Origin of the sequence: Lentimonas sp. CC4, from assembly GCF_902728235.1 — a bacterium.
Lineage (GTDB): Bacteria > Verrucomicrobiota > Verrucomicrobiia > Opitutales > Coraliomargaritaceae > Lentimonas.
This window is the reverse complement of the sequence record NZ_CACVBO010000001.1, coordinates 2579828-2604965: the sequence shown is the minus strand read 5'-3', so window position 1 is coordinate 2604965 and position 25138 is coordinate 2579828. Positions and strand designations below refer to the sequence as shown.

The 25138-nt window shown below is 49.3% G+C and carries 24 protein-coding genes; 16 read left to right on the top strand and 8 right to left on the bottom strand.

All coding sequences use genetic code 11. The annotated features are described in order from the left end of the window. Nucleotides 1-185 precede the first annotated feature (185 nt). Together GZZ87_RS11175 and GZZ87_RS11170 are read left to right on the top strand one after the other, a co-directional pair. Nucleotides 186-1157, top strand: a complete 972-nt coding sequence (locus tag GZZ87_RS11175; RefSeq protein ID WP_162071449.1) for a transposase — start codon at nt 186-188, stop codon at nt 1155-1157. A 36-nt stretch (nt 1158-1193) separates the two neighbouring features. After that, a complete protein-coding gene (locus tag GZZ87_RS11170) occupies nt 1194-1856 on the top strand; it encodes a hypothetical protein (RefSeq protein ID WP_162028337.1) in 663 nt (220 codons plus the stop codon). Between the two features lie 112 nt (nt 1857-1968). Here the strand turns inward: GZZ87_RS11170 and GZZ87_RS19910 are convergent, their stop codons facing one another. Next, a complete protein-coding gene (locus tag GZZ87_RS19910) occupies nt 1969-2097 on the bottom strand; it encodes a hypothetical protein (RefSeq protein WP_280516048.1) in 129 nt (42 codons plus the stop codon). A 304-nt stretch (nt 2098-2401) separates the two neighbouring features. Between GZZ87_RS19910 and GZZ87_RS11160 the strand changes: the two genes are divergently transcribed. Both GZZ87_RS11160 and GZZ87_RS11155 read left to right on the top strand, forming a co-directional pair. Continuing rightward, nucleotides 2402-3373: a transposase gene (locus GZZ87_RS11160; RefSeq protein ID WP_162071448.1), complete on the top strand. Its 972-nt coding sequence runs from the start codon at nt 2402-2404 to the stop codon at nt 3371-3373. A gap of 318 nt (nt 3374-3691) precedes the next feature. After that, entirely contained in the window at nt 3692-4012 is a 321-nt protein-coding gene (locus GZZ87_RS11155) for a hypothetical protein (RefSeq protein WP_162028338.1), read from the top strand. Nucleotides 4013-4076: 64 nt separating this feature from the next. Here GZZ87_RS11155 and GZZ87_RS19905 read toward each other — a convergent pair whose 3' ends face one another. Both GZZ87_RS19905 and GZZ87_RS11150 read right to left on the bottom strand, forming a co-directional pair. Beyond that, nucleotides 4077-4205, bottom strand: coding sequence for a hypothetical protein (locus tag GZZ87_RS19905; RefSeq protein WP_280516048.1), 129 nt, complete (start codon nt 4203-4205; stop codon nt 4077-4079). A 110-nt stretch (nt 4206-4315) separates the two neighbouring features. After that, nucleotides 4316-5329 (bottom strand): aspartate-semialdehyde dehydrogenase, encoded by a 1014-nt coding sequence (locus GZZ87_RS11150; RefSeq protein ID WP_162026805.1) that lies wholly within the window; start codon nt 5327-5329, stop codon nt 4316-4318. 47 nt (nt 5330-5376) lie between these two features. Here GZZ87_RS11150 and GZZ87_RS11145 point away from each other — a divergent pair, with 47 nt between their 5' ends. Both GZZ87_RS11145 and GZZ87_RS11140 read left to right on the top strand, forming a co-directional pair. Then, nucleotides 5377-5868 (top strand): L,D-transpeptidase, encoded by a 492-nt coding sequence (locus GZZ87_RS11145; protein ID WP_244654001.1) that lies wholly within the window; start codon nt 5377-5379, stop codon nt 5866-5868. Nucleotides 5869-5966: 98 nt separating this feature from the next. Continuing rightward, nucleotides 5967-7265 carry a hypothetical protein gene (locus tag GZZ87_RS11140; protein ID WP_162026803.1) on the top strand — a complete coding sequence of 433 codons (1299 nt, stop codon included), beginning with the start codon at nt 5967-5969 and terminating at the stop codon, nt 7263-7265. Between the two features lie 141 nt (nt 7266-7406). Here GZZ87_RS11140 and GZZ87_RS11135 read toward each other — a convergent pair whose 3' ends face one another. Next, nucleotides 7407-8819, bottom strand: coding sequence for an exopolysaccharide biosynthesis polyprenyl glycosylphosphotransferase (locus GZZ87_RS11135; RefSeq protein WP_162051089.1), 1413 nt, complete (start codon nt 8817-8819; stop codon nt 7407-7409). A 149-nt stretch (nt 8820-8968) separates the two neighbouring features. Between GZZ87_RS11135 and GZZ87_RS11130 the strand changes: the two genes are divergently transcribed. The 9 genes from GZZ87_RS11130 (at nt 8969) to GZZ87_RS11090 (ending at nt 17939) form a co-directional block, all read left to right on the top strand. Beyond that, entirely contained in the window at nt 8969-9511 is a 543-nt protein-coding gene (locus GZZ87_RS11130; protein ID WP_162026801.1) for a transcription termination/antitermination NusG family protein, read from the top strand. A 23-nt stretch (nt 9512-9534) separates the two neighbouring features. Then, nucleotides 9535-10290 carry a WecB/TagA/CpsF family glycosyltransferase gene (locus tag GZZ87_RS11125; RefSeq protein ID WP_162026800.1) on the top strand — a complete coding sequence of 252 codons (756 nt, stop codon included), beginning with the start codon at nt 9535-9537 and terminating at the stop codon, nt 10288-10290. After that, nucleotides 10287-11531: a glycosyltransferase family 4 protein gene (locus GZZ87_RS11120; RefSeq protein WP_162026799.1), complete on the top strand. Its 1245-nt coding sequence runs from the start codon at nt 10287-10289 to the stop codon at nt 11529-11531. Before GZZ87_RS11125 ends, GZZ87_RS11120 begins: the two co-directional genes overlap by 4 nt. Next, on the top strand, nt 11528-12640 hold the full coding sequence (locus GZZ87_RS11115; RefSeq protein ID WP_162026798.1) for a glycosyltransferase family 4 protein: 1113 nt from the start codon (nt 11528-11530) through the stop codon (nt 12638-12640). The genes GZZ87_RS11120 and GZZ87_RS11115 overlap by 4 nt, the downstream gene beginning before the upstream one ends. Nucleotides 12641-12653: 13 nt before the next feature. Further along, nucleotides 12654-14027, top strand: coding sequence for a hypothetical protein (locus tag GZZ87_RS11110; protein WP_162026797.1), 1374 nt, complete (start codon nt 12654-12656; stop codon nt 14025-14027). Beyond that, on the top strand, nt 14017-15210 hold the full coding sequence (locus GZZ87_RS11105; RefSeq protein WP_162026796.1) for a glycosyltransferase family 1 protein: 1194 nt from the start codon (nt 14017-14019) through the stop codon (nt 15208-15210). Before GZZ87_RS11110 ends, GZZ87_RS11105 begins: the two co-directional genes overlap by 11 nt. Further along, the gene (locus tag GZZ87_RS11100) at nt 15207-16370 is read left to right on the top strand and encodes a glycosyltransferase (RefSeq protein WP_162026795.1); all 1164 of its coding nucleotides are present in this window, start codon (nt 15207-15209) and stop codon (nt 16368-16370) included. The genes GZZ87_RS11105 and GZZ87_RS11100 overlap by 4 nt, the downstream gene beginning before the upstream one ends. 199 nt (nt 16371-16569) lie before the next feature. Then, nucleotides 16570-16923, top strand: a complete 354-nt coding sequence (locus tag GZZ87_RS11095) for a putative colanic acid biosynthesis acetyltransferase (protein ID WP_162026794.1) — start codon at nt 16570-16572, stop codon at nt 16921-16923. Between the two features lie 221 nt (nt 16924-17144). Next, complete coding sequence (locus tag GZZ87_RS11090; RefSeq protein ID WP_162051235.1) at nt 17145-17939, top strand: hypothetical protein; 795 nt, start codon at nt 17145-17147, stop codon at nt 17937-17939. A 5-nt stretch (nt 17940-17944) separates the two neighbouring features. On the opposite strand, the gene GZZ87_RS11085 is transcribed toward GZZ87_RS11090, so the two are convergent. Then, the gene (locus GZZ87_RS11085) at nt 17945-19246 is read right to left on the bottom strand and encodes a hypothetical protein (RefSeq protein ID WP_162026792.1); all 1302 of its coding nucleotides are present in this window, start codon (nt 19244-19246) and stop codon (nt 17945-17947) included. A 40-nt stretch (nt 19247-19286) separates the two neighbouring features. Continuing rightward, nucleotides 19287-20204 carry a hypothetical protein gene (locus GZZ87_RS11080; protein ID WP_162026791.1) on the bottom strand — a complete coding sequence of 306 codons (918 nt, stop codon included), beginning with the start codon at nt 20202-20204 and terminating at the stop codon, nt 19287-19289. Between the two features lie 194 nt (nt 20205-20398). On the opposite strand from GZZ87_RS11080, the gene GZZ87_RS11075 reads away from it, so the two are divergent. Then, nucleotides 20399-22399 (top strand): hypothetical protein, encoded by a 2001-nt coding sequence (locus GZZ87_RS11075; RefSeq protein ID WP_162026790.1) that lies wholly within the window; start codon nt 20399-20401, stop codon nt 22397-22399. 213 nt (nt 22400-22612) lie between these two features. Here GZZ87_RS11075 and GZZ87_RS11070 read toward each other — a convergent pair whose 3' ends face one another. After that, on the bottom strand, nt 22613-23797 hold the full coding sequence (locus GZZ87_RS11070) for an ATP-grasp domain-containing protein (protein ID WP_162026789.1): 1185 nt from the start codon (nt 23795-23797) through the stop codon (nt 22613-22615). A 101-nt stretch (nt 23798-23898) separates the two neighbouring features. After that, nucleotides 23899-25035, bottom strand: a complete 1137-nt coding sequence (locus GZZ87_RS11065) for an ATP-grasp domain-containing protein (RefSeq protein WP_162026788.1) — start codon at nt 25033-25035, stop codon at nt 23899-23901. Between the last annotated feature and the right edge of the window lie 103 nt (nt 25036-25138).

The window sequence follows — 25138 nt, the reverse complement described above, 5'->3', positions numbered from 1 at the left end:
GCCGTTAGAAATGAAACAGCTATCAAGTCAGCATACTCAATCCCTTTCGCGCTCCGCGCTACAGGGCTGAGTAGCCTCTACGTTCTGAAAATTAAAATGAAAAGGCGCAACAAAAAGGGTCAGTCCAATTTTCCATGTTTTTTTTTAGATGGCCTCAGCTATGACTGGACTGCATCTTGGTCATTATGGCGCGTAAGACTCGGATCGAATATGCAGGAGCGCGTTACCATGTGATTAATCGTGGTAACTATCGCTCATGGATATTCGAGAGTGCTGGTGCCCGAAAAAGCTTCCTGAAATGCTTGGACGAGGTGTGCATTGCAATGGGTTGGCGTCTGTATGCTTGGTGCCTAATGAGTAATCACTACCACCTATGCATCGAGACTCCTGAACCAAATCTGGTAGAGGGGATGCGTTGGCTGCAATCTACTTTTGCGAATCGTTTCAATCGCTTTCATCACGCCAACGGCCATGTGTTTCAGGGGCGGTATAAAGCTATCTTACTCGATGGAGATGCCTTGGGTGCTGTCTGCCACTACATACATTTGAATCCTGTGCGTGCTGGATTGGTTGAAGCGGCGGAGTTGGAGCAATATAAAAACAGTAGTTTTGCCCAGCTATGGTATCCCAGTCGGCGATCCGCTTTCGAATCGCCTGAGGTTGCTTTAGAGTTTGCGGGCGGACTGGTAGACAGTCGTGCCGGTCGCAAAAAATATCGAGAGTATTTAGACTGGCTTTCACAGAGCGAAGGCGATCAGAAGCAGATGGGCTTTGAAAAGATGTCGCGAGGTTGGGTGAAAGGCACGAAGGATTTCAAGCGAGCGATCCTGGATGACCTCAAGGACGAGCAGATACAAAGAGTCGTGGAAGCGGAGGCTTCGGAAATGCGCGAGCCACGTTGGGAACGAACGCTGTGCGAGGGACTCGATACGATTAACTACGAAGCGGAGGATCTTTTGTCTGGACGAAAGGGGCAAGGATGGAAAGTCGACCTCGCTCGATATTTAAGGGAAGTGCATCTGGCTCCCTATCGTTGGATTGCCGAAAATTTGCACATGGGTGCTCCCTCTTATGTCCAGAGTTTAGTCAGTCGCCGCCGAAAGCAGGATCCCTCAAAAGAATGGATATTACTACAAAAACATGGAAAATTGGACTGACCCTTTTGTCCCACTCTCTTTACTTGTTCGCAAAAAATGAAACTGTTACATCTAAAAATTCTATTCTTTCTGACATTAAACCAATTACTCTTAGCAGATTTCATTGAGAGTAAACTATGGACAAATATCGATGGTCGAAGCTTCACTGGAACCTTTGTTTCTTCTGACCTAGATGACGTCAGAATACGTAAAGATGGCACTGAACACAGCATTCCAGTTAAGAATTTAATTGAAGATGATCAGTCCTACATATTCAAAAAGCTCGGGTATGAGACCTATGCCATTGGAAATATGGCTGGAGGAGCATTTGCGGGAAAGGTCAAATGCCTGTGGAAGCAAGAAGGGAGCAAACTTCGAATATACGCGCTTGACTGGAAGGTCAGATTCCGTTGCCACGACCAAGCTGGGCGTGAGCTAAAGAACGTATATTTATGGCTCGGAAACAATGAGCACAGCAAGAGCTGGGGAACTAGGATCAAGTCAAAGCGCATTAATATTAATAGAGATATTGCAAGAGGTGAAATTTTAGATCTCAGCGGCTTATCCTTTGAACTAGAACTAAATGACGTCGAAATGTCGGATTATCACTTTTTAGTTACGACATATGAATCAGGAGAAGAGAAAATGGGGTTCAACTTCGACATGCCTGAACAGTATTTATCCACAGGAAAACCTCTAACATTCTCTCACCTCGACTGAATGAGAACCAGTCGGAGCTATTAACTCCTTTCGCTCGTCCCTCGCTACAGTCGTCATAGTCCTCTACGATATCCAAAAGAAGTGAAGGTTTGACCACAGATCGCACCGATTGTCACAGATCAAAGAAGGCGCGGTGAATCTCCAACCAGAAGCCATCCGTGTTCTCTGTGACGTAGGTCTGCGGCACGACTGAGCTCGCCGAAGTCCGGAGATGGCGCAGCAATGCCAGTATCACGCTCACACCTCTCAAAAATCAGGATGTGCACAGTGGAGACAACCAAACAGGCACAAAAAACGGGTGAACCGATCCGATTCACCCGTTGATTAAAAAAGTTCGCGACGCGCGCTCTAGCCGATCTTGCCCTTTTGATGCAACAACTCAGCGATTTGAATCGCATTGAGCGCGGCGCCCTTCCAGAGCTGATCGCCGGTCACCCAAAGCGCGAGTCCGTTTTCGAACACATGGCGCAACAAAAAGGGTCAGTCCAATTTTCCATGTTTTTTTTAGATGGCCTCTGCTATGACTGGACTGCATCTTGGTCATTATGGCGCGTAAGACTCGGATCGAATATGCAGGAGCGCGTTACCATGTGATTAATCGTGGTAACTATCGCTCATGGATATTCGAGAGTGCTGGTGCCCGAAAAAGCTTCCTGAAATGCTTGGACGAGGTGTGCATTGCAATGGGTTGGCGTCTGTATGCTTGGTGCCTAATGAGTAATCACTACCACCTATGCATCGAGACTCCTGAACCAAATCTGGTAGAGGGGATGCGTTGGCTGCAATCTACTTTTGCGAATCGTTTCAATCGCTTTCATCACGCCAACGGCCATGTGTTTCAGGGGCGGTATAAAGCTATCTTACTCGATGGAGATGCCTTGGGTGCTGTCTGCCACTACATACATTTGAATCCTGTGCGTGCTGGATTGGTTGAAGCGGCGGAGTTGGAGCAATATAAAAACAGTAGTTTTGCCCAGCTATGGTATCCCAGTCGGCGATCCGCTTTCGAATCGCCTGAGGTTGCTTTAGAGTTTGCGGGCGGACTGGTAGACAGTCGTGCCGGTCGCAAAAAATATCGAGAGTATTTAGACTGGCTTTCACAGAGCGAAGGCGATCAGAAGCAGATGGGCTTTGAAAAGATGTCGCGAGGTTGGGTGAAAGGCACGAAGGATTTCAAGCGAGCGATCCTGGATGACCTCAAGGACGAGCAGATACAAAGAGTCGTGGAAGCGGAGGCTTCGGAAATGCGCGAGCCACGTTGGGAACGAACGCTGTGCGAGGGACTCGATACGATTAACTACGAAGCGGAGGATCTTTTGTCTGGACGAAAGGGGCAAGGATGGAAAGTCGACCTCGCTCGATATTTAAGGGAAGTGCATCTGGCTCCCTATCGTTGGATTGCCGAAAATTTGCACATGGGTGCTCCCTCTTATGTCCAGAGTTTAGTCAGTCGCCGCCGAAAGCAGGATCCCTCAAAAGAATGGATATTACTACAAAAACATGAAAAATTGGACTGACCCTTTTGTCCCACTCTTTTGTCCCACTGACCCTTTTGTCCCACTTGTCGAGGCGAGTGGTCACTGCTGTGCACCTGTTACAACATTAAGCGAGTAATCAAGTTGTTGGGCGTCAAAACGCTCCTAGAGGCCATGTAGGGAGGTCTTTTTTGATCAAATAGGCGCCAATGTGATGACAACTTCCATATCGCCTCAATATTAAGCTTCAGAAAGCCTTATAACCTGATAAAACATAAAATCACAGGTAAGTGAGTTCGAACGAATATACCCGAACTCGTTTTGAATTTTAACACAGACTCACGTTGGACAAATTTAAGAATGAATAATATCCCTTTTTTAATCACAGCGATTGCTACCGTAGTTTTCATGAAAAGAAGCAATTATGGTTGGGTTGGATCTATCCTAACTGGTATCTTCGCTAGTCCTCTGATTTACATATGCGTCTTTGCTATAATAAATCTGGGAGTGAATCTTTTGCTCGGAATACTCAAAGTCAGCGAGGATGTCTTAAGTAATGAAACAGTAATTATTGGCTCAACTGTGCTTGTGATCACGATTTGGCTCATTGCAGGTTTCTTTATGTCTCAAAGCGTAAGAGCAAAAACAAAGTCCAACCAGCCGATTGTGGACAACGGCTAAAGCCGTGCCACATCTCATCGATATCCAAAAGAAGTGAAGGTTTGACCACAGATCGCACCGATTGTCACAGATCAAAGAAGGCGCGGTGAATCTCCAACCAGAAGCCATCCGTGTTCTCTGTGACGTAGGTCTGCGGCACGACTGAGCTCGCCGAAGTCCGGAGATGGCGCAGCAATGCCAGTATCACGCTCACACCTCTCAAAAATCAGGATGTGCACAGTGGAGACAACCAAACAGGCACAAAAAAAAACGGGTGAACCGATCCGATTCACCCGTTGATTAAAAAAGTTCGCGACGCGCGCTCTAGCCGATCTTGCCCTTTTGATGCAACAACTCAGCGATTTGAATCGCGTTGAGCGCAGCGCCCTTCCAGAGCTGATCACCGGTCACCCAGAGTGCGAGTCCGTTTTCGAACACATTGTCCTTACGGATACGGCCGACGCCACAAGGCACCACCTCGGAGTAATCGATTGGCATCGGGTATTCCAGTTTCTCAGAATTATCGACGAGCTCGGAACCTTCAAAGGCTTCAATCGCAGCCTTCGCGGCTTCGACGCTCACTGGCTTTTCAAATTCAGCGCTGATCGAGATCGAGTGCGCACGGAAGACCGGCACGCGCACACAGGTGCAAGTGACACGTAGATTGTCGAGACCGAGAATCTTTTTGCCCTCATTGAGCATCTTCATCTCTTCCTTGGTGTAGCCATCTTCGAGGAAAGCGTCCACATGCGGCAGTAGATTGAATGCGATCTGGTGTGGATACACATTCTTGACGAGCTCCTCGCCCTTCGCCCATGCGCGCGCTTGTTGATCGAGCTCGATGAGTCCACCCGCACCACTGCCGGAAACGGCTTGGTAAGTGGATGCGATGAACGACTTCAGGCCGAATGCCTTATGCAGCGGATACAGTCCCATGAGGGAAATCGCAGTCGAGCAGTTCGGATTCGCAAGGATGCCCTTGTGGTTATCCACCGCGTCTGGGTTAATTTCTGGGATGACGAGCGGCACATTCGGGTCTTGGCGAAAGGCCGAGCTGTTATCCACAACGATGCAGCCGCGCTTCACCGCTTCGTCTGCAAATTTAAGGGTTTGATCACCGCCCGCGCTAAAGATCGCGATATCAAGGCCGTCGAAACTCTCAGGAGTCGCTTCCTCGATCGTCCAGGTCTTGTCACCATAGGACTGAGTCTTCCCTGCAGAACGTGCAGATGCGAGCAAGTGAAGTTCCGAAATTGGGAACTCACGCTCGTGGAGAAGACGAATGATTTCTTGACCGACTGCGCCGGTCGCTCCGAGGATGCCTACTTTGTATGCCATTTGATTTTATAAAGGAAAGCGGGCGTGTAAAACAAAGCTGTGAGGCCTTGTCAATCACGCCGACACATCGCCAGATAATCGTTTCGATTGAAAGACAGGAACTTGCACTCATTTCCGATGGTGTAATCCAGCGTGTTTTCTCGATTTCCACATCGAAGAATCCACCCTCCTGCCTCGCGGATTCCTACGGCACGCCGCTCGGCCTCCACGCGTTGGCCGATAAGATAGGCGACGGTGCGCCGCTCGGCATGGTGTTTAAAGGACGCGTGCCAACCGGTCAGAAATCCTCGGAATACTCAGAGGAGGAGCAGGCGCGTAACCTGATCACCACCCGAATCATTCGCCTACGCGGCCTCGAAACAGGTAAAAATAGTGGTCAGGGCTGCGATAGCTACGACCGCTATGTCTACATTCACGGCACCAACCACGAGGATCGAATCGGCGAGCCCTTTAGCGGCGGGTGCGTTGAAATGCTCAATGCCGAAGTCATCGAGTTATTCAATGCGGTTCACGAAGGTGATCTAGTGTGGGTTCGCTAGATAAAAAAAAATCGCACAGTGCTGAAACTTTGTCCGTAATGAATCGATCCCATTGAGTCCGGCTCTCCGCCACCCCAATCATCATTGATCTCATTACCATGAAACGCTCGTCATTCTTACTCTATTGCGGAGTCTGGTGCGCCAGTATCGCACTCTCCTTTTTTATCGGTCGCTCACTCTCGTCGAGCAGCGCCAACACCGAGCAGAGTGCAGTGAAATCACTGGGTTCCGCTCAATTAAAAGCAAAGGTCACCGCCGCTCAAACAGAGCCGAGAACCTTCACCACCAGCGAAGGTGATGACGCCCTAGTAGCGCTAGAGCAGCTGCAAGATACGAGCGCCGCAATGACCCGCGACCTGCTCAATGCCGCGCTTGCCTTGCCGATGTCAGACCCAGGCCGCTCCAACACGATCAACGATCTGCTCAAGCAACTTGCCGCGACCGACCCACTGTCAGCGCTCGACATGGTCAACGGCCTATCCTCACTGCGCGACGCCGAGCGTGCGCGTAACGACATCCTTGAAGTCTGGGCTAGCAACGAGCCAATGGCCGCACTGGCTTGGGCAAATACAGAGCTCGCGGACGTGCCTGCCAATCTGCGCGATTCACAGATGCAAGCCATCATGCGCGGCTTTGCTGAGACCAACCCCAAAGGCGCCTTCGACTATGCGAATGCACTGAGCGAAGACACCACAGCGGATTCGCGTCTGAAAAACCGGCTATTGAGCGAAGTGATCGAGACACAAATCCGTGCCGGTGGCGTCGCCGACGCGCAAGCGACGATCGCACTGATGCCCGATGGCTCGGCCAAAGACAACCTGCAGCGCGAACTCGTTAACGAATGGGCACGATTCGACCCTGCCAGTGCCGCAGACTACGTCGACTCCCTCGGTAGCGAAGCGACCACTCGAATGAAGACCACTCTCGTCGAAGAATGGGCCGAAAACGATCCCGCAGCAGCGGCAGCATGGCTCGGCACTCTAGCCACCGACGACCCGGCCTATGCCCAAGCCAGCTCTCAAATCACCCGTGAATGGACACGATACGACCTAACTGCCTCTTCTGAGTGGCTCAACTCCCTGCCTGCGTCACCCGAGCTCGATCGCGCCGTGGCGACCTACACAATGAGAGCCGCACAAGAAGACCCCTCCACAGCAATGAGCTGGGCAGAATCAATCACCAGCGACAACATGCGTAGCAGAATGATGCAACAAGTCGCCGCGAATTGGAAAAACGATGATCCAGACGCCTTCACCACCTACTTAGATGACAGTGACCTGAGCACTGAAGAGCGTGCAGAACTGGAAAACGCGAAGTCATGGGATCGCGGTGGACGTGACGGTGGCGGTCGTGGCGGCCCTGGTGGCGGTGGCGGCGGCGGCGGGCGTGGGCGCTAATCCTAGAACCTCGCTTAAACCTAAAAAAATGAGTTGAACCACGACGTAGGTCTGCGGCACGACTGAGCTACGTCGTGTAAATTCGTGTGCATTCGTGGTTTCTAAAACTGAACCGAAGCCTACTGCCGAATTTAGGTTAAATCAATACGCCGACTTCGGCGGAAAAATCACCTGCAGCGCGGTCTTCACCAAGATCCAGACATCGAGCCAAAACGACCAACTGCGAATATACTCTAAATCGTATCGCACGCGTTCCTCGATGAGCGTCAATTCAGTCACTTCACCACGAAAGCCCTTGCACTGAGCTAGGCCCGTAATCCCAGGCTTCACGAAATGCCGTGTGCGGTAAATATTCACCTGTTCACTAAACTGGCTGTCATGCTGGATCAAATGCGGGCGTGGCCCCACGACACTCATCTGGCCTCGCAGCACATTAATAAACTGAGGGAACTCATCGATACTGGTGCGGCGCATGAACTGACCGAATTTAAACACGCGATCATCCTCCGCCTTCGCCTGCTCCCCCTCACGAGACGGGTCGGAATGATGCATTGATCGAAACTTATAGATATTAAACAAGCGGCCGCGTTGCCCTGATCGCTCTTGCTTAAAAAACATTGGCCCCGGAGATTCCCGCCGAATCATAATTTTAGCATACAAGCACATCCAAGGGAGCACAAAGAGCACCACAGGCAGTGAGATACAAATATCGAGCGTCCTCTTAATTGCGCGGTTAATCGGATTCTCTAGCGGTTCCTGCTGCAGCGAGAAGAAGGTATGTCCGCCTTGATTTACAGGGATCAGCTCTTGCTCAAAATATTCCTCCCAAGGGTTGAAAATCAAAATACGGCAACCCGCCTTACCGCAAACCTCGACCACAGAATCAACCCACCAATCTGAATTTCGCGTCTCAAGCAGCACCACTTGATCGATCTTATGCTGTTCAATCAACTCCGCGAGCTCCATAAAATCGCCGATAATTGGCATTTTCAGCTGACTCTTCTCTACAAGTTCGTAGGTGATCAATCCGATAATCTCCACACCGAAGAACGGCTGCCGCGCGGCCCAGCCCTCTAGCCTACGAGCCGATTTCTCACTGCCCAAAAATACCGTGCGCACCGAATGGTCGCCACGAAAAAACAACCGTGCCATCCAATCAGGAACATAACGATTCAGCGGAGTCACAGTCAGCCAGAAAGTCAGAAGGAAAGAACCGACAAACAGACGGCTGATCGCACGATCTTTAGTGCTGAAAATAATAGCAAACAGCACCAACGCCAGCACGAGTGTCTGATAATTTGTATAGCGAACCGCATGCACCCACCGAAATGAGGTGAGATCGCTTTTAGGCATGCCATCATGATTGCTACGAAACGAGACGAGCCCGGCCAAAAACACGCCTAAGAAGTAAAGTAGCGCATTGATCTGATTCAAATCAATGCGCTCCATCACATCCGCTCCGACGAAAAGCATCAAGCCAAACAAAACCAGCGTATAGAGCACAACAAATGCGTGACTCAATATGCGAAGGCCTTGTGTGCGATTTCCAATCATCAGCGTATCAATGTGTTATTCAACACGCGTAGAAGAAAGACTTAGCTTTGTATTGTAAACAAAAAGAAGAATGAGTCACACTTCATCTCCAGAATATTTACCATTGTAAGAACACATCCGAAGACTAACTTAATTACACTCTTTTTACTATGACGTCTCAGCCGGATAACTCATCTACAACCGAACCACTCGAATGGTTTTGCCTACGCACTCAAACCAAGCGTGAACATATCGCAGCTGCAATTCTATCCAAAATCGAATCCGTTGAAGTATTCTGCCCTCGAGTTAGCCAGATCAAGAAAACACGCACGGGCAAAAAGCGCTTCACGGAAGCGATGTTCCCGGGCTACATCTTCGCGAAGTTTTCCTATCGCAACAACTACCGCCGCATCATCCACACACAAGGCGTCACCAGCATCATCGGCCAAGGCAACCGTCGAGCAGTGCCAGAGCACATCGTCATTAACCTTCGCGATAGCTTACCCGAAGGCATCATTGAGGCGCCCGACCTTAGTATCGAACCCGGCGCCGCGATCGAGTTCATCTCAGGCAGCCTGAAAGGGCTAAACGGCACAGTGCTCGCACAGCTCCCCGCTCAGAATCGAATCCAAGTCTTGCTCGAATTCCTCGGTAACGAGATCACCGTAGCAGTCAGTGCCGACGATATACTACTCGCACCCGAATCTAATTAAGGCAACGTCCCGTTACTACCCAAATGGAGACTGCACTCAAAACCGTTCAGATTTTAGGCATCCGCTTCTACAATGACAATCTCGAAGCTGCGTTGGAGATTGCACATAATGACGGCGGCCTATTCCTCGCGCCCTCCGGCCCTGGTCTCGCCGAACTGGGCAAGAACCCGTATTACGACCAAGCCCTGCAAGCGGCCGACATCAACTTAATCGACAGCGGCTACCTCGCCCTACTCTGGAAAAAGCGCTGCGGGGAATCGCTGCAACGCCACTCTGGCCTGAAATTCATCCAATCACTTATTGCTGCGCCTCGCTTCAAAGGCAACCCACGCCAGCTATGGGTCATGCCGGATCAATCCCACAGCGATGCCACTCAACAGTATCTAGCGACGCAAAACATACAGCTCGAGAATCAGCAGTGCTATCTCGCCCCCCACTACACTGAGTTTCCCATCGAGGATCAGGCGCTACTCGATACCATCCGCGAGCAACGCCCCGACTACGTCATCCTTACCATCGCAGGCGGCAAACAGGAAGTGCTCGGCCATTGGCTGCGAGATCGCCTCGACTACACACCCACGATCATCTGCATCGGAGCCGCCATCGCGTTTTTGACAGGGAAGCAGGCAAATATCCCCGCGTGGGCAGACCGTATCTATATCGGCTGGTTACTGCGCGTCATCACTGATCCAAAGAGATTCATCCCCCGCTACTGGAAGGCGCGTAAGCTCAAACAAATCCTCCATACCTTCGGCGAGCAAGCACCCAAACAAGGATGACGACACATAAGACATCGGGGCGTATCGCCATCGCACATCCCACCGGTAACACATTCTCGCGTGCAGCCGCTGAAGCTTTTCAGCGTAATGACTTATTGGATACGTTTCACACATGTATCGCCATAGGCAACGACAGTGGAAACCCACTATCAAAGCGACTCTACGCACAACGACGCTGCGAAATCCCACAGGCCTATCTCAAAACGCGCCCTGCGCGCGAGTTGACTCGGCTCATTTTGCAGAAAAAAGACTGGCTCCCCAATTTGCGTAAGCATGAAACCGGTGCCTTTTGCGTGGATAGTATATATCACGACCTCGATCAACACGTCGCTAAATCGCTGGAGCAGCAAGCCAAGAAGCCCGCAGCAATCTATGCCTACGAAGACGGTGCACTCGCAAGTTTCATCGCAGCCCGCAACTGCGGGATACCGCGCATCTACGACCTCCCCATCGGCTACTGGCGAGCCGCCCGCCTGATACAATCTGAAGAAGCGCTGCGTTTACCTGACTGGGCGAGCACCATGCCTGCGCTCATTGATAGCGAGTCGAAGCTGGAGCGTAAGGATGAAGAACTCAAACTTTGCGAGCAAATCATCGTCGCGAGCCGCTTCACCGCAGAGACACTGAAGGAAGCACCGTTCGATCTACCCACACCCTACATCATCCCCTATGGGTGCCCCCCTCCGAGAAAGGACGTCTCACCGAAGAGTGATGCATCGAAACCACTCAGAGTGCTCTACGTCGGCGGACTCAGTCAGCGCAAAGGTGTGGCCTACCTGCTAGACGCAGTCGAAGCACTCGGCAGCGCAGTCGAGCTGACTCTGATAGGCAAACGTGTCAGCGAGTGTGCGCCTCTAGATGCGGCTCTAAAAAAGTTTCACTGGATCGACAGCCTCCCGCACTCCGAGATACTCAACACGATGCGCGAGCACGACGTGTTAGTCTTCCCCTCACTCTTCGAAGGTTTCGGACTTGTTATTACTGAAGCCCTATCCCAAGGCATACCAATTATTTCAACGAACCATACCTGCGCACCAGACATTATCGAAGACGGACGAGAAGGTTATATTGTGCCCATACGCGACGCAGCAGCCATTTCAGAAAAACTAACACGACTGCATGAAGACCGAGATCATCTGCAGCAGATGAAAGAAGCCGCCCTACAACGAGCAGCCACCATGAGTTGGGAGCTCTACAAAGACGGCCTCGTCCACGCGGCTAAAGACATACTGAAACTATGAAAATCAGCTTTATCTGCGGATCCCTAAATCCCGGAAGGGATGGTGTTGGCGACTACACACGTCGCCTCGCTACGCAGTTGTCCGCTGACGGCCACAAATGCCAGCTTATTTCGATCAACGATCACGAGACCGCGCCCGCTCGCATCGAGGATGGCATTGAAATCGTTCGCTTTCAGAACGCACTCACAGGTGCCCACTCTGAGGCAATCGCCGAAGCCATCGCGCGCTGGGATCCACAATGGATCAGCCTGCAGTTCGTCTGTTTTGCATTCCACCCGAAGGGCTTCATCCATCACTTAACCCCCATCATTCAAGCACTCCGAACGGATCGAAAACTGGAGATCATGTTCCATGAACTGTGGGTCGGCGAGCAACCGTCGATCCCCTTCAAGCACAAGATCATGGGCCGTATCCAGCAATGGCTGATACTGCACGCACTTAGTAAATGGTCACCCGACAGCCTACATACTAGTAACCGACTCTATCAATATATCCTAGAGCGTCACGGATACAAAGCAGAGCGACTTCCCATTTTTGGCAACATCGCCATTGCGCACGCTCCGACGGCTGCCGATTTTACCCGGGCCGAAAACGAACGCATCGTCCTCTTCCCTTTTAGCCAGCGACATGATTGGAATGTGAACGAAACGCTTACTCGACTCAACGAGATGGCAACCGCGAGCGCAACAGTGCTTAAATTAATCCAAATCGGTAGCCTTCGATCAGGGTTACAGCATTGGGATACGATCAATGCCTACGCCGACAATCATGGGTGGCAGTGCCAATGTCTCGGGGCGCAAAGCGAAGAAACCCTCTCACAATGGATGCAGGCCGCGGACATCGGCATTAGCTCCGCCCATATCCACTTAGCCGATAAGAGTGGTGCTGCCGTTGCCATGCACGAGCATGGACTGCCCGTCATCTGCACGATTACCGACCCCGTATCCAAACAATTCAAGGAGGCAGCGTGCCCTAGCGAAGGGCTATTCAGTTTTTTCGATACGCACGAGACGCTCACCAATTTATTCAAGCAACCATCAAAGCGCACACCTCAAGCAAGGCTACCCATGATCGCCGATGGTTGGATCAAATCCCTCACAGGCAAGTAACTTGTAACCCTACATGAGCCAAAAACAGAAATACGCACCACTTGACCGTCAGACCAAACAGCTGCGGTATTTGGGCTATTTATATATCCTCATGCTGATCTTCGAGGGGGCCCTGCGGAAGTGGTTTCTCCCAGGCCTGTCTGACGTGCTGCTACTCGCGCGTGATCCAATCGTGCTAGTGGCCTACCTAATCGCCCTTTCGACAAAGCGCTTCCCTTCTAATAAATATGTCATCAGTGGCTTCGCCTTAATGTTTGTATGGATACTCTCTTCCCTACTAACCGGACATGGTAACCTCATCGTCTTGGGGTTCGGGTTCAGAGCAAATTTCTTCCACATACCCTTCGCGTTCATCCTAGGAAAGGTCTTCTTCCGATCTGATGTCATTACAATCGGCCGCTACTGGATCTGGGGCAGTGTCGCGATGACCGCGCTGATCGTCCTGCAGTTTTATTCACCCCAAACTACCTGGATTAATCGCGCACCAGGAGGGCTTGAAGGTGGTGGATTCTCAGGCGCGTTGGGCCGTTTCCGCCCCCCCGGAACTTTCAGTTTCATTGTAGGAATCGTTTGGTTCTACACGTTCACCGCAGCCTTTCTCATTTCTGGCATTACACAGCATAAGCGATATGGGAAATTACTATTGGGAGCAGGATCGATCGCACTCATCCTAGCGATACCAGTCTCGATCAGTCGCTCCTTGATGCTCGCAGTCACGCTCACACTATTGACAGGCATGCTCACATCGATCTTCCAGAAAGGTGCAATCCTGCGCTATCTACGCATTTGCTTGGCTGCTTGCGTCGCTCTATTGATCGCTGGTCAATTTTCTGTCTTCGACGAATCAAAAGATGCCTTCTTAAAGAGATGGGATCAATCCACAGCAGAACAATACGGTGGAGTCACGGGGTCAATTATAGGACGAACCATGGAGGAGTTTAGCAGCCCTTTTATTAGAGATGAGGAAATGCCGTTCCTAGGAGAAGGCATTGGCGCGGGGACACAAGTCGGCGTTAAGCTACTCACCGGAAGTCGAGGATTCAAACTCGGGGAACAAGAATGGCTACGCATCACTGCGGAAGGAGGCCTGCTCCTAGGCACCATGTATATCGCATGGCGAGTCTGGCTAACAGTTGCACTAGGACATATCGCTTTCACCGCCTTTCGAAAAGGAAACGGCATGGGGCTCATTTTCCTATCGGCAACTGCCTACAACTTATTAATCGGCCAATTTGGCCAATCCACAATTAATGGGTTCACCGTTATAGGCATCGGGTTAACGATCGCCTGTATGCGTCCACGTGAGATTATTACGATCAATACGGATGACGGTTCGTCAACAAGCACGACTCAGAAAGCTGCAACCGCAAATTCACATGGAAGTTGACACCAAAAATACGATTACACACGTATTGCTCTTGTCGAACTACGCGCCAGACAAGCAGTTCAGCATGCGCCGATTCACTCAGCAATTAATGCAGGGCTTACGGGCAGAAAAAGTGTCTGTGGAGATTTTCCTGCCACCCGTTATATTTGGAAAACTAGGCGCACAGCCATCTGGATTCGGAAAATGGTTAGGCTATATCGATAAGTATCTGCTCTGTCCAATTCTACTTAAAAGAAAAATCCGGACATTACCTAAAAATTCGATCGTTCATATCTGCGATCATTCGAATGCGATTTACACAAAAGTTTTAAAGGCGACACCGCACCTGGTCACCTGCCATGACCTACTCGCAATTCGTAGTGCACTCGGTGAAATTCCGCAAAACTGTCCAAAGTGGACAGGCAAACAGCAACAAGCGATGATCCTTAAGGGATTAAGGAAAAGTAGGATGATCGCCAGCGTTTCGGAAGCGACGCGAACAGACGTATCGCGCTTAATCGGAACCGACAAAAAATGGGGACACTACATTCCAAATTCGCTAGACGACAGCTTTATACTGGAAGCAAATCGCCCGAGGAATCCAAGGGCTTGCCTGCAACTCCCACAACTGCCACCAGGCATACGATACCTAATGCACATTGGCGGAGAGAAATGGTATAAGAACCGAACTGCTGCCCTCGAAATATTCGCGGCGCTGCATAAGCAGAACGTTTCATTACACCTAATCATCGTTGGCCCGAGGTTCCCCGAAGACACTTTAAAGATATCAGAATGCTGGGAAATACAAAACCATATCCATTACTTGAGCGGCATCAGCGATGATGAATTACGTGACCTATACAAGCACGCGGAGATGCTTCTATTCCCTTCATTTATGGAAGGATTCGGCTGGCCGATACTGGAAGCACAAGCATGCGGGTGCCCGGTCGTTACACTCGATATCGAACCCATGCGCTCACTCAATGCATTGACTAAGCTCGCGATCAAAGTAGACCCGTTGAAGCATGGATACACTGCGGCTCTCTCGAACGCATGCAAACATCAGCTAGAACTCTCCGACAGCGACAAGGAAAAACAACAGCAAGCGATAAAAGAATTCGCAGCCGCGTTTACGAATCAAGCATCAGCCAAAGCTTACATCACACTCTACAAGCAATTACTCAAAGAAGCACCTCTAGCATGAAACTCCTCCGCGTCATACATACCGTCCAGGCACATTCTGGCGGCCCAATCGAAGGGCTCAAGCAGGCCTCTCGAATTATGAGTGAGCTCGGAGTCGAAGTCGAAATAGCATGCCTAGATACACCTGAGGCGATTCATGATGAAATCGAACAGTTTCCGTGGCGTATCCACGCATTAGGCCCTGGAAAACTGGGGAATTATAGCTACTCCTCCGCCCTCAAAGATTGGCTCGATACCTATGTAGATCAATACGACGCAGTCATCATACACGGCAACTGGCAGTATCATGGCTTAGCCACATCAAAGGCCTGCCGACGCCATAGCATCCCATATTTCATTTATCCGCACGGAATGCTAGACCCCTGGTTCAACGAGACCTACCCTCTCAAGAAACTCAAAAAACGCTTATACTGGAACTGGGGAGAGCACCCCATCCTTCATCATGCCAAGGCGGTGCTGTTTACCTGCGCAGAGGAATGCAACCGTGCCCAGCGCTGCTTCTCTCCCTATTCGGTAAATGAAAAAGTAATTGGCTACGGGACGAATGCATCGCAAGAGAGCATCGATGCCTTGACGGAATCATCCCCCCACCCAACGCCCTACTTCCTCTTTTTAGGACGAATCCAAGAGAAGAAAGGCCTCGACCTGTTGATCGAAGCCTATGCCTCAATGGACATTAAGCTCAAAGACATTCCAGATCTATTAATCGCCGGCCCTGAACAACAACCAGACTACGCACAACGGTTGAAAAGCAATTTCCCGCAAGCAAACATTCACTGGATCGGCTCAGTCGAAGGCGCGCAGAAATGGCGTTTACTGGCATGTGCGGAAGCACTGATTCTACCCTCTCATCAAGAAAACTTCGGGATCGTGGTGGCCGAAGCGCTCGCCGTTGGCACGCCCACTCTGATCTCAAATAAGGTGAATATTTATAATGAGATTGAACAACATCAGGCAGGCCTCGTAGAGAATGATGACCTCGACGGCACTTCCATGCTGATAGAAAAATGGTGTTCGCTCTCCCCAGCAGAAAAGGACACGATGGCGAATGCAGCAGAGAAACTATTTAAAACACATTTTGAAATTCGTAAAGCCACCGAAAGCCTGATCACTTACATCCAAGAAACAATAGACGCAGATGAAAGACTCACCTCAAGATAGCTTTAAGATTAATCTGTCTGAGTGCCGCACGAATTGGGATCGGCGCACCAAAATCAGGCGCGGAATATGGCAATGTTTGTGCCAACCATTATATAAGTTGATCCCCTTCCGCCTTAGCGGCCTACGCATTGCGATATTACGACTCTTTGGAGCGCAAATTGGCCGACACTGTAACGTCCAACAGCGAGTGGATATCCTAATGCCCTGGAACTTAGAATTGGGCGACTATGTCGCATTAGCACACGACACCGTGCTACTTAACTTTGCTAAAATAACTGTGGGTTCGATGACCGTCATCTCCCAGCACACTCATCTATGCACAGGTAGCCACGACACCTCAGACCCACACTTTCAACTCATCTTCAAGCCAATCCAAATAGAACCGGAATGCTGGATCGCGAGCCGTTCATTCATCGCTCCTGGGGTTACAATTGGTCGCGGATGTGTGATCGGAGCGAATTCAGTGGTCACCAAAGACCAACCGTCATGGTCAATCTGCGCAGGCAACCCGTGCATACGAATTAAAGAGCGAATCATCAATCAGCCTAGCTAAGAATCAACACGCGTTACTCCGAAAGCAAATTGAAAGAATCAATGAACCACTCAGATGATATCATATGCACCCTATACGAAGGAGACTTCCATATGGGAGTTGCCGGGTTGGCCAATTCACTCCACGCAGTCGGATTCCGAGGGACACTACTAGTCGGATATCGAGGTGATCTACCGAGATGGTGTCATCCACTTACGGACGAGCGTGTAGGAGAGTTGTCAGTGCAAATATTGAAAGCGCACTCACTCACGATACACTTTGTAAAAGTCGATACGGATTACCACCTAACGAACTATAAGCCAGACTTCATGCTCATCGCGGCAAAGAACTTCCCCGAAGCAAAGAATCTTTTCTATTTTGACCCAGACATCGTCCTAACGGAAAGTTGGAAATACTATCAAGAATGGGTCAACATGGGTATCGCCCTCTGCGAAGACATCAATTCCCCCTTGGCTAAAAACCACCCACAGCGCTTGTCGTGGCGAACGTATTTTGCCGCGTATAACATCACGCTGACCTACAAAGATAGTATTTATGTGAACGGCGGGTTTGTAGGGTTGAGACGTGAGCAGATCGACTTTCTAGAGCTATGGAAGTCCATTCAAGAAGCAATGGCTCCCGCCATAGGAGGCTTAAGTAAATCCTCTATCGGAAAGTCTGGCACGCCAAGACCAGTGGCAAAGGATGCGATCGAGGCCTTCTATAAAACAGACCAAGATGCACTCAACGCGACCACTGAAGCCTATTCAAAAGACTGCAGCACGATCGGCAAGGAAGCGATGGGGTTCGGCCAAGGCTACAAACTAATGGCTCATGCCCAAGGCAGATACAAACCTTGGAGCAAAGCATACATTCGAACGACGCTCAGCGCCCACCCTCCCAGCTTCGCAGAGAAAGAGTATTGGAAACATGTCAGTGCCCCGATTGCCTTAATCCCTCCATTTAAACTCAAGATCATAAAACTAAAAATCGGGCTGTGTAACTTTATCGGGAGATTTTACCGACGAGTCTCTTGAGGTTCTTATTTCGTCAGTCTCATACGCCTGAAACCAACGAGTGAAACCACGAGGTTCACGCAAAGAGTCAAAGTGGCCGTAATGATCGACATGGTAATGATGTTACTAATCAACGTCAGGTCTACCGATACTACAAAAAAGACGAGCGTCAGCATGTAGGCTAATATCGTAGTGGGGCCCGTCCAATAATAGACCCATTTCCTAGATGCGTTTAGAGCAAACACCAGCCCTGAAAGGACGTTGAGCGAAGCGAATATGGAGAACAGGAATACCTCAGTTTTCAGCTCACTGTATTCAGAGCCCAAGATGAACAGAAACACCTGTGGGAAAAGTGCATTGGCCACGATTAGAGATACTGCAAACACAGAGAACAGTAAGCCCGAAACCAAATACCCGATAGCTAATCGGTTTGGCGCAAGCTTCGCAAACCAAGGCGCAATTAAGACTGAAATTAAAGCACTCGGCATCATGAAGAGCATCCCAATACGGCTAAGCGCACCCAAATCCGCAATCTGACTATACTGCCCAACAACACTCACAATAAATATAGTCACCTGACCTTGGAATGCATAAAAAATAGCACCTGGGACTTTCGGTAAAGTGAGCTGCAACGCTTCCTTCTTTTCAGGCTCAATTAAGTCTCCATCTTCAGGCAATTTAACATCGGCAGCCGTTTTTCGCTGATAAATCATCGCCGACAGGATCGATTGAATGCCCCCAATTATAATCGCAACTGGTGCAGACAACACACCCGTAAGATATGCAAGACACAGCAGTGACAAACGCACACATGACGTAGAGATATGCACGAGGTAAAGATCCCGGATGCGTTGCTGCAGGTAAAAGATGGGCGTGTAGAACGACGCAATCGCATCGTAGAAAATCGAGACGATCAACACACACCAAAAGAGGACGCCAAGACCGATCCCCCACTCGTAACGATACGAGGCAAACAATAACACACCGAGAAGTATGATACCGCCAAAAGTCAGTAAGCGATTTCTATAATAGCGTGCTGCAGCAATATATCGACCGACAACAATAGGCTGATGGCAACGATCTCCAATGAGAGCCGATAGCCCCCCTGAAAAACCGAGATCCATTAATACCGAAGAAGTGCCACGTATCGCTAATAACAACGCGAATGTCGCATATTGGTCCTTGCTAAGCCAATGAATGATAGCGAAGCCCGAGACAAGCTGTAGCACTTGTGAGACACCTTGCCCAAGAAAGAAAGTGATCAGCAGACCGCGCCAACGAAGCACTTTCTCGCGATACTGACCGAGAATATGGCTATCCGTGCTCACTTAAATAAAGGATGACATGATTAATCCGCATATGACGGACTCAACGCGCCTTCGAATAAAATCGGGTGATCAGTTGGTTGATGCGGACACTCGCCATCTTCAAACGATATTCATACTTGTGATACAATGGGATCGGATACTGGCTATGCTGCATATAGTATTTAGCCGAACGACTCACTCCAATTGCGGAACAGGCCTGACGCATAAAATTACAATCCCATGGCTTAGGAGATTCGATTGCATGTGAAAGAATACAATAATGACCATTAAAGCCCATCGCCTCAAGACCGACCACGCTCACGCGTCGAAAAGTCATCGCAGCGGCAGCTAAGAGTTCTTGATCGCTACGAACAGATATCAAGAAATTCCCGGTGTCCATTTCTTTGGTATCTCCGCCTTGTTGCTCAAAATGTTCTATCAACGTTACCCAATTTCTCAATATCTCAGCATCCTCACGTGCCAACCCAATGAAACCAGCATTATAATAGTCTGTAGAATCATTAACGACTTGGAGATCAGATTGATCAATCATTTCACACCACTCCGACCTCCAGGGGTGAGAAGTGCCAACAAAAGGGAAGTTTGCATCCAGACAGAGCGCGACTCCACAACGAATCCATTTCTCGAAATACGTCCATTGCTCAAGAAACAAAACGTCTGGGTCGGCATAGAAAATCGCATCTACATCAGGATAGACCTCTAAAATATTCAACGCAGCAAATGGCTTATGATAAGTCAGGTGTCGTGCGGGGTCACAACGGAAAAAGATGAGTTCGCATCCATGCACCGTGTAGTTCTCTTCACCAGAGCACTCAAGGCCAGCAACCCAAGGTGGTAACGAATCTCGATATCCGACAAAAAACTTACCTTTGAAGCCTGAACCGATCGCCGAGTTAATCAATGCACCCACACCTAGGTGGTAATTCCCTTCATACAATGTGAGTATCGCTTGCATCATGAATAACTATAACTCGTCGCTTCGCATTGTTAGTTTCAAAACACTTAGAGCCAAGCCCTTATTTACGGCGTTTTTTTCATTGGCTTTAGGGCATGTCGCACATGAGATAAGACTTCCGTATCAAATCGAGCCCCTCTCCTCTTTCTGCCCGCGTCAACCATCCTTTAATTAGACACCAAACCGATTGCTACTCGATGGAAGAATCACCTCGCATCTACTCATTTGATATATTCGACACCTTGCTTTCTAGGGATGTTGCGGATCCGCAATTCATTTGGGTATTATTAAGTAACCGACTATTAGATACAGAGTTCTCGGATCTCCCGATTGACCTAAAAGTCGACTTCAAATCCATTCGGCAACAAGCGGAGAAACGCTGCACAGAAAACACAGAGGGACACGAAGTGACTCTAGATGGAATTTACACTGAGATTGGACGAGCCTATCCAGAGTTACAACCCACTCAACTCGAACAAGTCAAACAGATCGAGATCGAGTTAGAACTGAAGCATATCTATGGAATCTCTGAGAACATTGCGACCGTCCTCGAACATCTTTCGCGTGGCGAACGAGTGATTCTAGCCTCTGACATGTATCTGCCAATAGATACAATTCGCAACTTACTGCGAAAGGCTGATCCCAAACTCGCAGAACTGAAGATCTACTTATCATCCGAGCGCAAGGCAGGTAAAACAAATGGCGCCCTGTTTGACATCATTTGCAACGAGGAGAAAGTGCGCCCTTCGCAGATCCATCACTGTGGCGACAATCAAGTCTCGGATGTCTCTGTCCCTAAAGCGCTAGGCGCTCAAGTCTCTCACTACTCAGAAAGTAAGCTTACGGATTACGAAGCATGTTATTCCGATAAATACTTTGGACTCTTGCCGAATGTCACGGCTGGCATTTGCAAACGACTCCGCCTCTCTCAACGGAACCCATCACAGGCCTATGAACTCGGCGGAGGTTTCACTGCGCCGTTCTTTTATGGATTCGTCCACGACCTAGTGCATGACACCACAGAGGATGGCGCCGAAGCTTACTATTTTTTAGCCAGAGACGGATACATTCTCCTCAAAATGGCACAACTCATATGCAAACAGCTTGGCCTTAAGAAGGAGCTAAAATATCTCTACGTATCACGCGAGTCAGTCTATCTAGCTTCCGTCCATCGAATTAATTCCGTAAACCTCAGTCAGATATTAGCCGCCACCGACGGTGCTGCCACAGTCCAGACAATCTCGGATTCTCTAAAAATAGAAGCACAGGTGCTACAGGAGATTCTCCCCGAGAATATCGACCGGAAAAAGCATCTAACACAGACAGAAATCAACGAACTCAAACAAAAGATCATAGAATCACAAACTGCGTGCGACACGATCAATCGCTCCGCTAGTAAAGCAAGAGAGGAGCTGACTGCTTACCTACGCAGTGAAGGTGCCTTCACTCATAAGAAATTCGCGTTGGTGGACACTGGTTGGCGCGCCTCGATACAAGACGCTATCTTCAGCGTCATGCTCCATGAAAAACCAGACGTAGAAATCGTCGGCTACTACTACGGATCGAGCGAAATAAGTGAGCAGACCGTTCGACAGAATGCGAAGCACGCTTACATGATAAAGCCACAGAACAAGCAGAAGATTCTAAAGGTCATTGAACTTCTAACGATGTCTGACCATGGACGAACACTAGGCTATGAGCAATCGCAACAAGGCTCTTACACACCAATATTAGAAGCAGCCAGTGTCACCGTGAACGAGAAAGAAGCCTACTTTAAAGGCATAGAAGACTTTACGAGGCGTATGACAAATTTCCTAGTAGAGTATCCCAACATCCAAGCTGACTTCATGGCCGTGGACAACTGCCTACTTCAGGAACTAATAAAGGGTAATAAATTCGTGGCTAAGCACCTAGGAGACCTCGCGTTTGCCTCGGGGGCTTTTGATAACGCGAAGAGCCCGATGGCGCCGGAATTTTCCCTGCTAGAGGCATTGCAATACATATTCAGCAGCAGTTCGCAACGTAACCAGATGACGCAATGGATTGAAGGCACCAGAGTTCGGAGCTCAATAGCACCGAAAATAGTTCTCGCGCTAGACTTTCGCATCATACTGAAAGGCATCACCAACCAGGTAACCACCAGAGAGCAAATCTGGTTACTATTAGGAAGAGTTCGGTCGAAATATCGCAGCAACTAAGCGAACAATTTCCCGTGACAATCGCTAATCCTACAAAGAGTAGTTAGAAGGCAGGAGTCAGGAGTCAGCCTCAGATAATTAGTGACTTACAATATAATAGAGTTTCGCCAAATTGGCGAGTCCTCAGCATTCCGTAAGGGTCTGACACAGAAATGCGAACCTGCTTCGCCAACTACGGACTTCGGCAAGCTCAGTCGTGTCGCAGACCTCGGCCTAACTCCCGCATCTAGGCGAATGCCTGAATCGATTCCGAATCCCACCCAGAACGACACGAGTATGGCCACAAAGGAACTCTAGAGACTGCGCGACAAATAATCGCCATTCATTTTTACCTGCTAGGAATAGGCGAACCTGCTTCCGCCATGGCGGATATTTCCGAAGCGTCCGCCAGAACTTCCCCTCAAAAATCATAAGTAAAGATTGCGGAAACAACCAATAGTATATCCCCGATCCATCGCCTTCACGAAGATCGACAGGCTGATCAGTAATGAAATCTGCGTATGCCTCTCCGAAATCAATGCCATCCAAGTGAGCCATGACCATATTTGGAACTGCTCGGCCAAAGTGTGGATCGATCACCTTGTAATCACCGCACGGCGTCATGATCCAATCAAAACCTGTCAGTCCACGTATTCCACCAACAGCTGTCATTTTTTGGGTAATCTCACAGAGCCGATCATCCTTCCAGAATTGCCCAATCTGCGATGGCCCCAAACCACCTTTCATGCAAACATGATTGATAACAGAACATACCGCATAAAGCCCTTGGTCGCCCGCTACAAAACCGGTCGTCCCCACATCACCTTCAATAAAATCCTGCAGGATCCAACCCTTACGATCAGCATACGCCTTGAGAACTTGTGCTAAATCTTGTTCACTCTCGATGCGATCCACTGCCTGGCCCCCCGCACCCAGAGCTCCTTTAATGATATAAGGATACGTGAACTGTTTCGCAGCGACCTGCACTTCACTCGCATTGATGAGGTAAACACTCCGAGGACAATCAATTCCAAGAGCCTTACACCATTCTTGAAAATCCGCCTTATTCACTGCCACCTCATTTAGATTCGAATCCTTATCAAAAGGAAGAAACTTACGTAACTCAGGTAACTCGCGATGCTGTAGCAACAGTGTCCTCGAAGGTTCATCCACACAAAGCACCGACGTATAATTCCGAGCGGCAAGACTCTCCAACAAACGAGGAATCAACTCATCATCCCGCTCAATCGCAATATGCTCATTGATCCACTTCGAGTGACGAACCATATGCGACTTTGGAGCAAGCACATCAACACACAAGCGCCCTGACCGCGCGAACAACCAAGGATACGCAGTAAAACTACTCGAATAACGTCGGTATATTAGCAGGACACACTGCTTCTCGCTCTCAGTGTTCATTCAATTAATAATTTGGCTCTTTGAGTCGCAATACATCAAGGACATTCTTTCTATCATATCAGAAGAAGTCATAATATAAATACGGAAAAACTCTCCTCAGATTAATCACCAAAGCAACGACGCCGAAGCCCTCCGAGTAATACCCTAAATTTACCAAAGGCCAGAGGCACGACTTGTTTGAAGAATAAACGCCACTCACCGTGACCGCATAGAAAGATCGCGACATCTTTTTTAAATAAATTGGCCGCTTGCCACGCCTCTCGAACTCGGCCTTCAAAAATGAGGCTCAAGCACTGAGGAAAAATCCAAACGTGCTTTATTTTTGAACAATGCGATTCAATCGGATCTGCCCCCGACAAGGACGCTGCCAACGCTGCATCAATCATCACTCCATCTAGATGCGAAATCATCATAGAGGACGGCCCGCGCCCAAAATGTGGATCAATCAAAAGTGGTCGACCAGCCGAGTCTAAGATCCAGTCGTAACCAGTGGCACCATTCACTCGTGTCCTTTCTGCGACTAAGTGAGCCAGTTGATCTAATTCCTCAGAAGATACAAAAGTCTTCACCGCAGACGTCCCAAAACCTCCATCTAGAGTCACGGTTTTATAGGAGTGACACGCAGTATACAGCACCCCCTCTCGACACACGATAGAGCTCGTCCCAGCTTTACCCGGCAAATACTCCTGAACGAGCCAAGCTGGCATCTCAGGAAACGACTCCGATGCACACACTAACTGCAGCTCAGACTCAATCAGCCATACAGTTGTCCCCCGCGAACCAAACGCGCCTTTTAGGATGAACGGATACCCCAGATCCGCAGCAGAGCGCTTTAAACCTTCTATCGTCTGAGCGATCACACTCTTGGGCACAGGCACTCCCTCGGTCTGACACCATTGATGAAACGAAACTTTATCGCAGCACACTGTATTTAGCGAAGAATCGAAAGGAAAAGGCAGATATGATCGTAAGCGCACATCTTCATTATGTTCTAAGATCAGATTCCTCGAAGACTCGTCAATACAGTGTATTGCGGCATATTCACCACTCGCCAAGAGATCGACTAAGCTAGCGAATAAGTCTTCTTCCTCATTAAAATCAAACACACGGCGCACCCATCTGCTGGATTGTATGATGTGGCCTCTCGGCGCCAACACATCGACAACAAAGTGTGCGTTATGGGCAAACATCCACGGATACGCAGTCAGGCTCCCGTAAGCTTTATTATAGATAAGCAAAAGTTTATGAGCATCCGTCCCCATCAAAACTGACGTTATTTCATATAATACTGGTATCAAGAAAATTGAACCAGTGTGCAAACAGGTGGAAGCCAACCTCCGT

Coding starts and splice junctions, on each gene's coding strand:
- GZZ87_RS11125 (WP_162026800.1), top strand. CDS start 9,535: ATGGAGACTGCACTCAAAACCGTTCAGATTTTAGGCATCCGCTTCTAC.
- GZZ87_RS11115 (WP_162026798.1), top strand. CDS start 11,528: ATGAAAATCAGCTTTATCTGCGGATCCCTAAATCCCGGAAGGGATGGT.
- GZZ87_RS11100 (WP_162026795.1), top strand. CDS start 15,207: ATGAAACTCCTCCGCGTCATACATACCGTCCAGGCACATTCTGGCGGC.
- GZZ87_RS11135 (WP_162051089.1), bottom strand. CDS start 8,819: ATGATTGGAAATCGCACACAAGGCCTTCGCATATTGAGTCACGCATTT.
- GZZ87_RS11120 (WP_162026799.1), top strand. CDS start 10,287: ATGACGACACATAAGACATCGGGGCGTATCGCCATCGCACATCCCACC.
- GZZ87_RS11110 (WP_162026797.1), top strand. CDS start 12,654: ATGAGCCAAAAACAGAAATACGCACCACTTGACCGTCAGACCAAACAG.
- GZZ87_RS11105 (WP_162026796.1), top strand. CDS start 14,017: ATGGAAGTTGACACCAAAAATACGATTACACACGTATTGCTCTTGTCG.
- GZZ87_RS11130 (WP_162026801.1), top strand. CDS start 8,969: ATGACGTCTCAGCCGGATAACTCATCTACAACCGAACCACTCGAATGG.
- GZZ87_RS11140 (WP_162026803.1), top strand. CDS start 5,967: ATGAAACGCTCGTCATTCTTACTCTATTGCGGAGTCTGGTGCGCCAGT.
- GZZ87_RS11170 (WP_162028337.1), top strand. CDS start 1,194: ATGAAACTGTTACATCTAAAAATTCTATTCTTTCTGACATTAAACCAA.
- GZZ87_RS11075 (WP_162026790.1), top strand. CDS start 20,399: ATGGAAGAATCACCTCGCATCTACTCATTTGATATATTCGACACCTTG.
- GZZ87_RS11080 (WP_162026791.1), bottom strand. CDS start 20,204: ATGATGCAAGCGATACTCACATTGTATGAAGGGAATTACCACCTAGGT.
- GZZ87_RS11160 (WP_162071448.1), top strand. CDS start 2,402: ATGGCGCGTAAGACTCGGATCGAATATGCAGGAGCGCGTTACCATGTG.
- GZZ87_RS11175 (WP_162071449.1), top strand. CDS start 186: ATGGCGCGTAAGACTCGGATCGAATATGCAGGAGCGCGTTACCATGTG.
- GZZ87_RS11150 (WP_162026805.1), bottom strand. CDS start 5,329: ATGGCATACAAAGTAGGCATCCTCGGAGCGACCGGCGCAGTCGGTCAA.
- GZZ87_RS11095 (WP_162026794.1), top strand. CDS start 16,570: ATGCCCTGGAACTTAGAATTGGGCGACTATGTCGCATTAGCACACGAC.
- GZZ87_RS11155 (WP_162028338.1), top strand. CDS start 3,692: ATGAATAATATCCCTTTTTTAATCACAGCGATTGCTACCGTAGTTTTC.
- GZZ87_RS11070 (WP_162026789.1), bottom strand. CDS start 23,797: ATGAACACTGAGAGCGAGAAGCAGTGTGTCCTGCTAATATACCGACGT.